The organism is Denitratisoma sp. (genome assembly GCA_032027165.1).
GTDB lineage: Bacteria > Pseudomonadota > Gammaproteobacteria > Burkholderiales > Rhodocyclaceae > Desulfobacillus.
The window spans coordinates 2,024,373-2,038,628 of record JAVSMO010000001.1; the positions used below are offsets into that span (position 1 = coordinate 2,024,373).

At 66.8% G+C, this 14,256-nt stretch carries 13 protein-coding genes; 7 read left to right on the plus strand and 6 right to left on the minus strand.

Going from position 1 to position 14,256, the window contains the following annotated elements:
* Position 1: 1 nt before the first annotated feature.
* From ROZ00_09940 to ROZ00_09965, 6 genes are all read left to right on the plus strand, one after another.
* The gene (locus tag ROZ00_09940) at positions 2-808 is read left to right on the plus strand and encodes a hypothetical protein (GenBank protein MDT3736536.1); all 807 of its coding nucleotides are present in this window, start codon (positions 2-4) and stop codon (positions 806-808) included.
* A gap of 306 nt (positions 809-1,114) precedes the next feature.
* The gene (locus tag ROZ00_09945; protein MDT3736537.1) at positions 1,115-2,206 is read left to right on the plus strand and encodes a 4Fe-4S dicluster domain-containing protein; all 1,092 of its coding nucleotides are present in this window, start codon (positions 1,115-1,117) and stop codon (positions 2,204-2,206) included.
* Between the two features lie 10 nt (positions 2,207-2,216).
* Positions 2,217-3,431, plus strand: a complete 1,215-nt coding sequence (gene nrfD, locus ROZ00_09950; GenBank protein ID MDT3736538.1) for an NrfD/PsrC family molybdoenzyme membrane anchor subunit — start codon at positions 2,217-2,219, stop codon at positions 3,429-3,431.
* A 10-nt stretch (positions 3,432-3,441) separates the two neighbouring features.
* Positions 3,442-4,272 (plus strand): hypothetical protein, encoded by an 831-nt coding sequence (locus tag ROZ00_09955; GenBank protein ID MDT3736539.1) that lies wholly within the window; start codon positions 3,442-3,444, stop codon positions 4,270-4,272.
* A 10-nt stretch (positions 4,273-4,282) separates the two neighbouring features.
* Positions 4,283-4,711, plus strand: a complete 429-nt coding sequence (locus ROZ00_09960) for a hypothetical protein (GenBank protein MDT3736540.1) — start codon at positions 4,283-4,285, stop codon at positions 4,709-4,711.
* 16 nt (positions 4,712-4,727) lie between these two features.
* Positions 4,728-5,129: a hemerythrin family protein gene (locus tag ROZ00_09965; GenBank protein MDT3736541.1), complete on the plus strand. Its 402-nt coding sequence runs from the start codon at positions 4,728-4,730 to the stop codon at positions 5,127-5,129.
* A 7-nt stretch (positions 5,130-5,136) separates the two neighbouring features.
* Here ROZ00_09965 and ROZ00_09970 read toward each other — a convergent pair whose 3' ends face one another.
* From ROZ00_09970 to ROZ00_09990, 5 genes are all read right to left on the minus strand, one after another.
* The gene (locus ROZ00_09970) at positions 5,137-7,107 is read right to left on the minus strand and encodes a TRAP transporter large permease subunit (GenBank protein ID MDT3736542.1); all 1,971 of its coding nucleotides are present in this window, start codon (positions 7,105-7,107) and stop codon (positions 5,137-5,139) included.
* Positions 7,104-7,724, minus strand: coding sequence for a TRAP transporter small permease subunit (locus ROZ00_09975; GenBank protein MDT3736543.1), 621 nt, complete (start codon positions 7,722-7,724; stop codon positions 7,104-7,106). Before ROZ00_09975 ends, ROZ00_09970 begins: the two co-directional genes overlap by 4 nt.
* Positions 7,725-7,784: 60 nt before the next feature.
* Positions 7,785-8,942 (minus strand): TRAP transporter substrate-binding protein, encoded by a 1,158-nt coding sequence (locus tag ROZ00_09980; protein MDT3736544.1) that lies wholly within the window; start codon positions 8,940-8,942, stop codon positions 7,785-7,787.
* Between the two features lie 195 nt (positions 8,943-9,137).
* Positions 9,138-10,871 carry a cation:proton antiporter gene (locus ROZ00_09985; GenBank protein MDT3736545.1) on the minus strand — a complete coding sequence of 578 codons (1,734 nt, stop codon included), beginning with the start codon at positions 10,869-10,871 and terminating at the stop codon, positions 9,138-9,140.
* A gap of 96 nt (positions 10,872-10,967) precedes the next feature.
* Positions 10,968-12,311, minus strand: coding sequence for a citrate transporter (locus ROZ00_09990; protein ID MDT3736546.1), 1,344 nt, complete (start codon positions 12,309-12,311; stop codon positions 10,968-10,970).
* 160 nt (positions 12,312-12,471) lie between these two features.
* Between ROZ00_09990 and ROZ00_09995 the strand changes: the two genes are divergently transcribed.
* Complete coding sequence (locus ROZ00_09995; protein ID MDT3736547.1) at positions 12,472-12,897, plus strand: universal stress protein; 426 nt, start codon at positions 12,472-12,474, stop codon at positions 12,895-12,897.
* Positions 12,898-12,984: 87 nt separating this feature from the next.
* On the opposite strand, the gene ROZ00_10000 is transcribed toward ROZ00_09995, so the two are convergent.
* Positions 12,985-14,163: a porin gene (locus ROZ00_10000; GenBank protein ID MDT3736548.1), complete on the minus strand. Its 1,179-nt coding sequence runs from the start codon at positions 14,161-14,163 to the stop codon at positions 12,985-12,987.
* Positions 14,164-14,256 lie beyond the last annotated feature (93 nt).

Here is a 14,256-nt window from a genome sequence, read left to right on the forward strand (position 1 = left end):
GATGGCTCTGTGTCTGGTGCGCGGCTGCGGCGATATCGGCTCCGCCGTGGCGCATGCGCTGTTCTCGGCAGGGCATGCGGTGCTGATCCACGACGTCGCGGAACCGAACTTCGCGCGCCGGGGCATGGCCTTCACGGACGCCATGTACGGCGACAGCGCAATCCTGTCTGGCGTCACCGGCAGGCGGACCTCGGACGTGTTCTCGGTCCGCCTGATGCTGGAACAGCGGCGGGAAATTCCGCTCGTGGCGGAAAGCCTTGCGAAGATGCTCGAATACCTGCGGCCGCAGGTCCTCATCGACGCTCGCATGAACAAGCGCTCGGTTCCCGAAAGGCAGTCCGGCCTGGCGCCGCTGACGATCGGCCTCGGTCCCAATTTCATCGCGGGTGAAACCGCCGATTTCGTCGTGGAAACGGCCTGGGACGGCCTGGGACGGATCATCGCCTCCGGCTCGTCGCTGCCGCTCTCGGGCGAGCCGCGTGCCATCGACGGCTACGGCCGCGAGCGCTACGTCTATGCGCCGGCCGAAGGGCGTTTCGAAACCGACCGCAGGATCGGCGCAAGCGTGGCGCGCGGCGAACCGGTCGCCTGCATCGGCGCCGAAATCGTCAGGGCCCCGCTCGACGGTTGCCTGCGCGGCCTCACGCATGCAGGAGCCCCGGTGAAGCCCGGAACGAAGGTGGTCGAGGTCGACCCGCGTGGCAATCCCGCGCGGGCCTTCGGCATCGCCGAACGTCCCGGCAAGATCGCGTTTGCCGTTCTCGCCGTCGTGGCCGCGCAGTACTGCCCGGCCACGACAGGCGCCTGACCGGTTACTGGTGGCGCACCTTCGGCAGCAGCAGACCGCTGCCGGGAAGAGGCCCGTCCGCGTTGGGCTGGCATGCTCGCCCAAGCATTTTTCCTGAGCCGGGCCCGAGGTAATCAGTGGACAGAGGTCTGCCTTATCTTCATGTTAAAGAAAGTAATCTGAACATCATCCGCGCCGCAACGATCCGTCCGAAATTTGACTTGCCTCAGTTGCCAAGCCGGCATCCCCGAGTATGATCGCGCGACAGTTTTTGGGCTTGCCGCATCTTCTGAGCATTAAATTATTTCCGCTTAAAGGAGGACCACTGTGACCACCAAGGAGACTCCCAAGGCCTGTCCGGCCGAGGAGCAACCATCCGTCTGTACGGCGCCGCCGGCGTCCGCGGACCCCGCCGCCAGCGCCCCGAAAACCTCGCGCCGAGACTTCCTGAAAGCCGGCGGCATGCTGAGCATGTCGACGCTGATGGGCACCGCGGCGCTGATGACCCAGTCCGACGACGCCCATGCGGCGGCCGAGTGGGCCGAGCACTTCCAGAAGAACTACCGCCTGATGACCGACGCGGAGAAGGCCGAGGCGCGCGCCCGGCTCGAGCGGCGCTACTCCCAGGAATACGGCAAGCAGGTCACCGTCGACACCACCGGCCCGCAGCCCGGCGTGTTGATGGGCTACGCGCTGAACATCCGCAAGTGCATCGGCTGCCGCCGCTGCGTGCATGCCTGCGTCGCCGAGAACAACCAGTCGCGCGGCACCAAGCCCGGCGAGAAGATCGAGTGGATCCAGGTGCTGCGCATGGAGCGCGGCAAGTTCGAGCAGGGCAAGATGGACCACGGCTACCCCGAGGGGCTCGGCATCCAGGTCGGCGGCAACGCCTACACCCCGGCCGGCCAGGTGCTCGAGGGCCAGTACCACTACACGCCCGAGGCGGTGCCGGAGCAGGACGCCACCTACATGCCGATCGCCTGCATGCAGTGCGAGAAGCCGCCCTGCGTCAAAGTCTGCCCGGTGCGCACGACCTACCGCGAGGCCGACGGCCCGGTGGTGATCGACTACAACTGGTGCATCGGCTGCCGCATGTGCATGGGCGCCTGCCCCTACTGGGCGCGCCGCATCAACCTGACCAGCCCGGTCCTGCCGAAGGAAGAGATGAATCCGGTGACGCACTACCTCGGCAACCGCCCGCGCATGCGCGGCGTCGTCGAGAAGTGCCACTGGTGCCTGCAGCGCACCCGCCACGGCCGCTACCCGGCCTGCGTCGAGGTCTGCCCGGTCGGCGCGCGCAAGTTCGGCAACCTGCTCGACCCGGAAAGCGAAGTGAGCAAGATCCTCGAGCGGAAGAACGTCTTCCGCCTGAAGGCCGAGCTCAACACCTTCCCGAAATTCTTCTACTTCTACGATTGAGGAGCGAGCCGTGCAACAACTGACCCGTTTCGCTGCCGACTATGTGGGCTACGTCCTCAAGGGCGGCACCAAGTTCTACGCCTGGATGGGCTCGCTGGCGGTGCTCATCGTCGGCATGATGTACGTGTTCTACCTGCAGAACACCGAGGGCCTGATCGTCACCGGCATGACCAGCCAGATCCACGACGGCCTCTATTTCGCCAACCTGGTGTTCCTCGTCGGCGTCGCCGCCGGGGCGGTGACCATCGTCTTCCCGGCGTATGCCTACCACCACGAGGGCATGCACAAGGTGGCCGTGCTGGGCGAGATGCTGGCGATCTCCGCCGTGATCATGGTGACGATGTTCGTCTTCGCCCACATGGGCCGGCCGGACCGCCTCTGGCACATGCTCCCGCTCATCGGCATCTACAACTTCCCGCACTCGATGCTCGGCTGGGACGTGCTGGTGCTCACCGGCTACCTGATCCTCAACGCCATCTGCGGCTTCTACTACCTGTGGTGCAAGTACACCGGCAAGCCGATCAATTACAAGTGGTTCATGCCGCTGGTGTGGGTCGCGATCGTCTGGGCGCTGTCGATCCACACCGTGACGGCCTTCCTGATCTCGACCATGCCGGCGCGCCCGATGTGGTTCCACAGCATGATGCCGATCCGCTTCATCGCGACGGCCTTCGCGGCCGGCCCCTGCCTGATCATCCTGGCCTTCCTGATCATCCGCAACAACACCAAGTTCTGGGTCGACGACAGCGCCATCAAGCTGCTGACGACCATCGTCACCTGGTGCCTCGGCATCGCGCTGTTCCTCACCCTGTCCGAAGTGGTGGTCGAGCTGTACGCCCGCACCGAGCACGCCAACGGCCTCTACTACCTGATGTTCGGCCTGCACGGCCTGACCAATCTGGTGCCGTGGTTCTGGGGCGCGGTGATCCTGATGGTCAGCTCCTTCGTGCTGTTCCTCATCCCGTCGATCCGCAACAACTTCAAGCTGCTGCCGATCCCCTGCGTCATGGCCTTCGCCGGCATCTGGATCGAGAAGGGCATGGGCCTGATCGTGCCGGGCTTCATCCCGACGCCGATCGGCGAGGTGACCGAGTACTACCCGACCTTCGTCGAGTGGCTGCTGACCCTCGGCATCTGGGCCTTCGGCTTCTTCATCCTGACCATCCTGCTCAAGGGCGCCATCGGCATCCTGCAGGGCGATATCAAGTACGTCGCGGCGAAGTGAGGCAACGACCATGAAAAAACTAGCTATCTACACATTGGCTGCGGCATTGCTCGGCAGCACGCTCTACGCCGTCTCCGCCGCGGAAAAGGCCGCCGAACCCGCCCAGGCGGCGGCGCCGGCGGAAGCTGCGAAGGAGCCGCCGGTCTGCTTCGAGAGCCGCAAGGGTGCCTCCGAGGTCACCCAGAAGGAGGTCAAGCCCGGCCTGCCCAACGTCAAGTGCTCGCCGACGACGGGCGCGGCGCTCTGGTACGGCGACCCCTACGACGGCACCGTACCGATGGGCAAGATGCCGGGGCTGGAGAAGCTCCCCGCGGGCCATGCCGTGGTCAAGCCGCGCTCGGAGAAGCTGGCGCTGATGCCGATGTGCGGCACGGCCTGCCACAACGGCGTCGGCCCCAATGCCAATCCGCCGACCTTGCCGAAGGACAAGAGGGCCAAGCCGAACCCGACCATGGAGGCGATGGTGCCCGATCTCGCGAATCTGCAGCACGGCCGCGGCCGCATCTGGTGCATGGACTGCCACCACACGACCAAGCGCAACATGCTGGTCGACCACTTCGGCGACCCGATCAGCTTCGACCAGCCGCAGCTGCTGTGCGGCAAGTGCCACGGCGACAAGCTGCGCGACTGGCGCGACGGCATCCACGGCAAGCGCATCGGCGAGTTCACCAGCACCGGCAAGAAACGCTGGTTCACCTGCACCGAGTGCCACAACCCGCACAACGTGCAGGACGGCGCGCGCAACCGCGGCTTCGCCCAGCTGCAGCCGGAGCCGCCGCCCCAGCTGCCGAAGGGCATGAAGGATGCGAAGCACGAAAAGCTGCATCCGATCCCGCACTGATGCCCCGCTGATGTCAGACGCGCCCGAGAAGCCCGCTCCCGTCCGGGGCGACCCCGCCTGGGTCGCCCCGGCGCTGACGCGCGAGGAGCAGACCCGCAAGGTCGGCAAGACGCCGGTCTTCTTCGGGCCGCCGCTGGCCATCCTCACGGAGGGCCGCAACAACACCATGGAGATCAGCGGCCGGCTCAACCTCGCCGCCGAGCGCTACATGGAGATCCTCAGGCACCACGGCCTGGAACTCTCCGAGCCGGAGCGCCAGTGCATCGCGCACATCTGCAACATCGGCTTCATGTCGACGCTGGAGATCCGCGAACTGCCCTTCGAGGTCAGCCTGAGCAAATTCGAATGCGAGGGGCTGGACAAGGCGGCGCTGGCAAAGAAGCTCGAGGCGGCCAGCTTCGCCGACCTCGTCGCAGTCGTTGAATCACTCGGGTTCTGAGAAGGGAAGACCGTCAATGGCCAACCGGATGCAATGGGAGCCGCGCCACAGCGTCGGGAACGAAGCCCTCGACGCGCAGCACCAGGCCATCCTGGCGCGCTGCAACGCCCTGGCCGACTGCCTCGACGAGGCCAACGAGGCACGCTTCGACGAGACCTTCCGGGAACTGATGGCCCTCGCGCGCGAGCACTTCGCCGCCGAGGAAGCGCTTCTCGTGGACTGCGGCTATCCGGACCTCGAGGATTACCGCAGCGAGCGCGAGGAGTTCGACTACCTCTCGGCCGAGATCGCCACCACCGGGAACTTCGACCGGAACGAGCTGCAGACCTTCCTCGCCCTGTGGTGGGCCGGACACATCCTCGGCGCCGCCAGGAGCCATCGCGCCTGTCTCGAGCGGCAGCCGGCCACGAACGCCTGACCGGTTACTACTGGTAGAGCACCTTCGGCAGCCACAGCCCGATGTCGGGGAACATGTAGAGCAGCACCAGCGCCACCACCTGCAGTCCCATGAACGGCATCATGCCGGCGAAGATCTGGTTCAGCGTGACGTGCGGCGGCGCCACGCCCTTCAGATAGAAGGCCGCCATCGCCACCGGCGGCGAGAGGAAGGCCGTCTGCAGGTTGAGCGCCACCAGCAGGCCGAAGAACAGCGGGTCGACGTTGAAGTGCGCCAGCAGCGGGATGAAGATCGGCATGAAGATGACGATGATCTCGGTCCATTCCAGCGGCCAGCCGAGGATGAAGATGATGAACTGGGCGAGGATCATGAACTGCAGCGGCGTCATGTCGAGCGACAGTACCCATTCTTCCACCAGCGCCTGGCCGCCCAGCAGCGCGAAGGCCGCCGAGAAGATCGACGAGCCGACGAACAGCCAGCACACCATGGCCGAGGTCTTCGCCGTGAGGAACACCGACTCCTTCAGCACGCCCAGGTTCAGCCGGCCGTAGGCCGCCGCCAGCAGGATGCCGCCCAACGATCCGACCGCGGCCGCCTCGGACGGCGTGGCCAGGCCGAAAACGATGGAGCCGAGCACGGCGAGGATCAGGATCGCCAGTGGGAAAAACGAGCCCAGCAGCATCTTGAAGATTTCCAGCCGGGCGAAGTCGAAGATCCAGTAGAAGAACAGCACGGCGGCGGTGCCGACGGCGAGCACGATCCAGTAGCTCATCGGCGCCGGCAGGCGTTCCGCCTCGGCGGCAGGCTCGGGCGGCGCGGCGACGGATTCGGCTGCCGCCGGTTTTTCCGCCGCCGCCTCCTTCGCGCCATCGGCGGGCGGTTCCCTGACGCCATCCGCCGGCGGTTCCTTGACGCCTTCGGCGCCTTCTTCCTCTTCCTCGGCGGGCGGTTCGGAAATGCCTTCGGCCCTCTCCTCCTCGCCGCCCTCCTCCTCGGCGACGGCCGCGCCGCTGCCCATCTCCTGCAGGCCGGACACGTCCACCTGCTCCGGCGGCTCGGTGACGGATTTGTACACCAGCCCCATGCTGCCGAACCAGACCGCGGCCGGCAGCAGGACGATGACGAGCTGCTTGAGGATCGTGGCGGCGGGGACATCCAGGTTGGCGCGCCCCTTCAGCGCCGAGAGCAGCGCCGGCAGGGCCTTGCGGCCGAGAGCGTCGGACAGCGCCCGGTTGTGCGGCGGCAGCGGCACGATGCGCTCCTCGGCGGAGAGCGGCGGCGCCCACTGCGGTTTCAGCTTGGCCACGACGATGACGTAGCCGATGTAGAGGCCCGCCAGCATGAGGCCGGGGAAGAAGGCGCCGGCATAGAGCTGCACCACCGAGACGCCGGCGGTGGCGCCGTAGACGATCAGCAGCACCGAGGGCGGGATGAGGATGCCGAGGCAGCCGCCGGCGGTGATGGCGCCGGCCGACAGCCGGATGTCGTAGCCGTGGCGCAGCATGGCGGGGAAGGCGAGCAGGCCCATCAGCGTCACCACCGCGCCGACGATGCCGGTGGCGGTGGCGAAGATGGCGCAGGTGATGAGCGTGGCGACGGCGAGCGAGCCGGGCAGCCGCGCCATGGCGAGGTGGATGCTCTTGAACAGCTTCTCGATCAGGTTGGCGCGCTCGACGAGGTAGCCCATGAAGACGAAGAGCGGGACGGCGATCAACACGTCGCTGCTCATCACCGAGTAGGCGCGCTGCACCATCAGGTCCAGGGTCTGCCGCACGGCCAGGTCCGGGCCGGTGCTGTTGTAGGCGAGCCAGGCGAAGAAGACGCCCATGCCCATCAGGGTGAAGGCGGTGGGGAAGCCGAGCATGATGGCGACCACCACCAGCGAGAGCATGAGCAGGCCGAGGTGGCCGTTGGTCATGCTGGCCCACGGCATCAGCACCGCCGTGGTGGCGAGGATGATGGCCATCAGGCCGAAGCCGAAGCGGAGTTCCTTCTTCATTTGTGTTCCGCCTGCTTCACGACGAGCTCATCCAGTTTGGCGATGTCCTCGTCCTTGACGTGCACCATCTCCTTCAGCTTGTCGACGTCGACCTCCTCGACGTCCTCCTCGCGCGAAGGCCAGGCGCCGTCGCGCAGGCAGATCACGCAGCGGGCGATCTCGACCAGGCCCTGCAGCATGAGGCCGAAGCCGGCGGCCGGGATGACGAACTTGAAGGGATACAACGGCAGCGGCTCGGGGCTGAAGGTCTGCTCGTTGATCGCCATCGATTCGTTGGCGTAGATCCAGCCGGCATAGCTGAGGGCGAAGATGCCGGGCAGGAAGAACAATATGTAGAGCACCAGGTCGATGGTGGCCTGGGTGCGCGGCGCGAAGAAGCCGTAGAGCACGTCGCCGCGCACGTGGCCGCCCTTGGCCAGGGTATAGGCGCCGGCCATCATGAAGAGCAGGCCGTAGAGCATGATCTGGGCGTCGAGCACCCAGGCATGCGGCACGTTGAGCACGTAGCGGGAGAAGACCTCCCAGGAAATCAGCAGGGTAAGGGCGAGGATGGACCAGCCGGAGATCTGGCCGGCCAGCGTGCTCGCCTTGTCGACGAAGAGCAGCAGCTTCTGCATGTTGGAATCCGGGGAAGGAAAATCCGCCCGGCGGACGCCGGGCGGATATCGGGGCGAGACTCAGCCCTTCTTCTTGGCCGGCGCGCCTTTCCTGGCGAAGAAGTGGTTGTAGGCCATCTTGTAGTCGACGTTGGTGTCGTTCTGCCAGCGGCAGGCGCGCTGGGCGAAGGCCTTCATCGAATCGTTCACTTTCTTGAAGGTCGGGTTCTCCGCGCTCTTCGCGGCGACGATCTTGTCCCAGGCCTGCAGCTGGCGGCGCAGGATGGCGTCCGGCGTCTTGTAGAACTTGACGCCCTGCTTCTCCTGCATCTCGATGTAGTCCTTCGAGTAGCGGTCGATGGCCTTCCACGACATGTCGGCGGAAGCCGCCTCCACCGAGTGGTTGATGATGGTCTTCAGCTCGGCCGGCAGCGAGTCGTATTTCTTCTTGTTGAAGAGGATCTCGAACTGCTCGGAGCACTGGTGGAAGCTCTGCAGCATGCAGACCTTGCTGACGTCGGGGAAGCCGAGCAGGCGGTCGGACGAGGCGTTGTTGAACTCGGCGCCGTCGATGAGGCCGCGGTCGATGGCCGGCACGATCTCGCCGCCGGGCAGCGGGTTCACCGCCACGCCCATGTCCTTGTAGATGTCGACGGCGAGGCCGACGGTGCGGAACTTCATGCCCTTGACGTCGGCCTCCTTGGTGATCGGCTTCTTGAACCAGCCGAAGGGCTGCGTCGGCATCGGGCCGTAGAGGAAGGACTGCACGTCGAGGTTGAGGCTCTTGTAGATGTCGTCGAGCAGCTGCCTGCCGCCGCCGTAGTTGTGCCAGGCCAGCACCATGTTCGGGTCCATGCCGTAGGCCGGGCCCGAGCCCCACAGCGCCACGGCGGAGTTCTTGCCGTACCAGTAGGCAACCACGCCATGGCCGCCGTCGAGCGTGCCCTTGGAGACGGCGTCGAGCAGGTCGAAGGCCTTCACCACGGCGCCGGCCGGCAGCACCTCGATCTTGAGGCGGCCGCCGGACATGCCGTTCACCTTGTTGGCGAAGTCCTGCGCGTATTCGTGGAAGATGTCCTTGGCCGGCCAGGTGGATTGCCAGCGCATGGTGATCGGCGACTGCGCCACCGAGATCATCGGGAAGCCCATTGCGGCGGCGCCGGCGGTGCCGGCGGCGGCCTTGCTCAGGAAGGAACGGCGGGACAGCTTCTTGTCTTCGGTCTTGCTCTCGTTGCTCATGTCTCTCTCCTCAGGTGGGTTGCGATCGGGATATCCGGGAGCTGTGGCTCCTCTCATCTTTCGGCCATGGCAGGGATCGCCCGCCACGGCACTATTCCAAAGATCGTTTGATCCTAAACTTTCAAGGCATCAATATCAACAGGGCTAGGGAAAACCCTAATGCCGCGGCCCTCCGATGGTCTTTGGCCGGAAGGATCATGGCTTCTCCTCCGGCGCGGCCTGTCCCGCATCGCCGTAGCGTTCGCGCAGGAGTTCGTAGCGCCTCTCGCGCGCCTCTTCGACGTCGCGGAGCACGCGGCGCAGCGGCACGCCGAGGCGGGTCAGCGTCTGCGCCGCCAGCATCAGGCTGCCTTCCATGACCTCCGGCACCACCTCGGTGGCGCCGGCGCGCTTCAACTCGTCGAGGTGGGCGTCGTCGGCCGCCCGCACGACGACGGGCAGGTCGGGCCGGCGGGCGCGCACGATGCCCAGCACCTTCAGGGCCGAAGGCACGTCCGGCGAGGTGACGACGACGATGCGCGCCCGCTCGAGGCCGGCGGCGAGCAGCACCTCGCGCCGCTCGGCGTTGCCGAACACCACGTTTTCGCCCGCCGTCAGCGCCTGCTGCACGCGGTGGGCATCCATGTCGAGGGCGATGAAGGGGATCTTCTCCTTGTAAAGGAAGCGGGCGACGCTCTGGCCGGTGCGGCCGTAGCCGCAGACGATGGCGTGGTCCTGGATGCCGAAGGCGTGGGCCGCCACCTCCTGCAGGGCGGCCGAATGCCGCAGCCACTCGTCCCGCGACATCCGATCGCCGATCGCGCGCGCGCGCTCGATGATGAAGGGCGCCGCCAGCATCGACAGCAGCATGCCGGCCAGCGAGGGCTGCACCACCTCCGGCGCGAGCAGGCCGTTGGCGCTCGCCAGGGTCAGCAGGACGAAGCCGAACTCGCCGGCCTGCGCCAGCTGCGCCGCGGTGCGGAAGGCGACCGAAGTGTCGGCGCCGGACAGGCGCGTGACGATCAGCATCAGCAGGCCCTTGCCGGCCACCAGCCCGGCCAGCACCAGCGCCACCCACTCGATGCGCTGCCAGACGAGGGCGAGGTCGAGCTGGGCGCCGATGGTGATGAAGAACAGGCCGAGCAGCACGTCGCGGAAGGGGCGGATGTCGGCCTCCACCTGGTGGCGGTACATGGTCTCCGAGATCAGCATGCCGCCGAGGAAGGCGCCCAGCGTCAGCGAGAGGCCGACCCAGTCGGTGAGGAAGGCCAGCGCGATGGTGATCCAGAGGACGTTGAGCATGAACAGCTCGGCCGACTTGCGCCGCACCACGATGTCGAACCAGCGCCGGATCAGCGGCCGCCCGACGACGATGACCAGCAGCAGCACGGCCACTGTCTGCAGCAGGGCCTTGCCCAGCGCCGCGGCGAGGTGGGAGGTGTCGACCAGGGCGGGGATCAGGATCAGCATGAACACCACCATGAGGTCCTGGAACAGCAGCACGCTCATGGTGCGCCGCCCGGAAGCGGAGTGCAGGTCCAGCTTCTCGGCGAGCAGGCGGCCGACGATGGCGGTCGACGACATGGCGTAGATCGCCCCCAGCGCCAGCCCGCCCTGCCAGGGGATGCCGCCGGTGAGGCCGATCAGCAGGGTCGCCAGCGCCGTCGCCGCGACCTGGGCGCCGCCGAGGCCGAACACCTGCCAGCGCATGGAGATCAGCCGCGGCAGGGAGAACTCGAGGCCGATGGAGAACATCAGGAAGACGACGCCGAACTCGGCCAGGCGCCCGGTCTGCTCGCTCTCGTGCAGCCAGCCCAGCGCGTGCGGGCCGACGGCGACGCCGATGGCGAGATAGGCCAGCATCGACGGCAGGCGCGCGACCTTCGCCAGCGCCACCATGACGACGGCGGCGGTGAGCAGGAGCAGGACGACGCGTAGCCCTTCGTGCATGGATGAGTCCGGTTCGGATTGCCGCTATTGTAGGTCGGCCTCCAGGCCGACGGGAGGCGGCAAATCGATCGCCCTTGTCGGCCTGAAGGCCGACCTCTACAGGGACTTCGACGCCTGCACGGCCTGCGCGGCGGCCGGGGGCGCCTTCTGCGTCTCCTGCGGATGCCAGCCGAGGACCATCAGCAGGGCGAAGAAGCCCGCCACGTAGCCGATCGGGATGAACCAGCCGTGGCGCAGCCAGCGGCCGACCGACTTGGCCTCGGGGAACAGGTTCGACACCGCCACGCCGGCGGAAGAGCCGAACCAGATCATCGAGCCGCCGAAGCCTACCGCATAGGCGAGGAAGCCCCAGTCGTAGCCGCCCTGCTTCAACGCCAGCGCCGTCAGGGGAATGTTGTCGAAGACGGAAGAGATGAAGCCGAGGGAGAAAGCGGACTGCCAGGAGGCGGGCGGCAGCTTCTCCACCGGCATCATCGAGGCGCAGGTGACCAGGGCGAGCAGGAAGATCGAGCCCTTGAAGGCGTCCGGCACCAGGCTCCATTCGGGCTTCCTCACCGGGATGGCGGCGAGCAGCACCACCCACACCGCCACGCCGAGGAAGGGGAAGTGGTCCGCCGCCTCGGGGAATTTCAGGTTGACCGTGACGTTGGTGGCGACGGCGCCGACCAGGATGGCGCCGACGACGCCGACGCGCGCCCAGTCGATGCGGTGCGCCGCCTGGATGTCGCGCAGGATCGGCTGGTGCCGATGCTGCTGCAGGGCCGCCGGAAAGCCGAACACCAACAGCGCCACTGCCGCCGCGACGTAGGCCTCGACCACGTCGAACGGGCTGACGCCGGCGATCCACATCATGGTGGTGGTGGTGTCGCCCACCACGCTGCCGGCACCGCCGGCATTCGAGGCGGCAACGATGGCGGCGAGGTAGCCGATGTGCACCTTGCGCTTGAAGACGCTGGCGGCGATGGTGGCGCCGATCAGGGCCGCCGCGATGTTGTCGAGGAAGCCCGACAGCACCCAGATGATCACCAGCAGCACGAAGGGACCGAGCCAGCCCTCGGGCAGCAGCTTCGGCAGCACTTCCGGCACGCCGCTGTCCTCGAAGTGGCGCGCCAGCAGGGCGAAGCCGACCAGCAGGCAGAGCAGGTTCACCAGCAGCACCCATTCGTGCGCCATGTGCAGGCCGAAGCCGGCGAGGCCGTCACCGGTCTTGAAACCGGTAAACAGGATTTTGTACACAGCGATGGCCGCCAGGCCGCCGAGCGCAACCTTGAGCACATGGTGGTGGAACATCGCCACGCCGAGCAGGGTCAGCGCGAACAGGATGAAGTCGACCGGGATGCCTGCCACGGCGGGGCTGTCCGCCGCCTGGGAAACCGGGGCAAAAAGGAAGAGCGAACCGGCCGCAAGCAGGCGGGCCGGGCTGAGGCGTTTGCAGGACATCGGGCGCTCCAAATTCGGCAGCGCGGGATTTTATCATCGGGCCGGACACTTTCGCCGGGAATCGCGTACGTGTTTTCCGCAATCCGGCCGCAGCAGTCAAATTCCGCGCGAACAGTGGGATAATCGCGTCAATCGTTTTACTTCTAAGGGAATTCTTGACATGCGCAAAGCCCTCGTCCCCGTGGACGGCTCGCCCAATTCCGACCGCGCCGTGCACCACGTCGTCGACCTGGCCAGGAACAACCCCGCCCTCGAGGTCTGCCTCCTCAACGTCCAGCCGGAAATCGGCGAGTGGGAGGTGCGCAGCTTCCTGAAGAAGGAGGAAGTCGAGGCCATGGAGATATCCAAGGGCGGCGACGCCCTGGAATCGGCCCGGGCGATCCTCGACGCCGCCAAGGTGCGCTACGAACCTCAGGTGCTGATCGGCCCGGTCCCGGAGACCATCGCCAGGACCGCCCTCGAGCAGAACTGCGACGGCATCGTCATGGGCACGCGCGGCCTCGGCGCCGTGGCCGGCGCGCTGCTCGGCTCCGTCACCTCCAAGGTGATCCACCTCGCCGACGTGCCGGTGACGCTGGTCAAGTAGCGGCCGGATTAGCCCCTTCCCCGAATACAAGAGAAACAAAACGGCCGCCCGCGGGCGGCCGTTTTGCCTGACGGCAGTCGCTGCTTCTCAAAAGCTGTGCGTCATGCCGACGTACAACTGGCTGGCGTCCTCGCCGCGGCGCGTCGCCGTCGCGCCGTTGCCGGACTTGAAGTTGTAGGCGGCGCCGACGGTGTTGGCCGCGTTGCTGTCGTTGTTCAGCCTCGTGTAGAACACGCCGGCCGACGTGCGCTTGGAGAAGGCGTAGTCGTAGCCGAGATGCCAGGCGCTGGCCTTGAAGTCGCCGCCGGTGCCGGCGGCAATGGCGGAACCGCCGGCCTTGCCGGCACGGGCGTACTTGGCGTAGAGCGTGTGCGCGCCGAAGCTGTAGCTGACGGGGATCATCCAGGCGTTGCGGCGGGTGTTGCCGGCCGCCACGGCGTCGGCCGCGCCGAGGATGTGGTTGTCCAGCTCGCTGCGATCCCAGCCGAAGCCGACCTTCAGGCCCATGGCGAAGGCGTAACCCAGCCAGGCACGCCAGGCCTTCTGGTCCGCGGCGCGGGTGCCGGCGACGCGGTTCTCGCTGCTGGCGTTCCAGTAGCTGACGCCGGCCGTCCACGGCCCGTTGTTGTAGCGCAGTGCGCCGTTCCAGCCGCTGCCGCCGCCGGGATCGCCGGCCGCACGGTTGGTGTTGCCCTCGGTGCCGAAGGGACTGGTCGAATAGGCCAGGCGGGCCGTGAAGCCGTTCCAGTTCGGGCTGTCCCACATCACGATGTTCGGCGTGCGGCTGGCGCTGGCCATGATCGACACGACCTCGGTGCCGGCGCCGCCGGTGTGGGTGGAGCTGACCTGCGACATGATGCCGTCGCCGAAGTTGGTCTGGTTGGAGCCGGCGCGGTTGCTCTCGATGGCGCCGAACTCGTTGTAGTGAAGATCCCAGCGCCCGACGGTGAACTTGCCCCAGTTGCCCTGCAGGCCCATGCCGGTGTTGCCGCCCATGCTGAGCGCGCCGGCGTCGACCGTGAAACGCATGTCCATCTGGCCCCAGGCCTTCAGCCCGCCGCCCAGATCCTCGCTCACGCGGAAGATGAGGCGCGAGGACTGGTCGGAGACGCGCGACTCGGCATCGTGTCCGGTGTTGCCGCCGCCGGACAGTTTGTAGTTCTCCCAGCCCGCGGCAAGCTTGCCGGAGAGGGTGACGTTGGTCTGCGCCATGACCGGCACGGCGACAAGGCCGGCAATCGCCGCGCCAATGAGCTTCTTGTACATGTCTTTCCTTTTTGAGTTGAGTGCCGTCGCGCATTGTCGTCACGCAATGTTTCCGCAATATTTCGGCAATATTTCAGCCGCGCTGCAGATTTC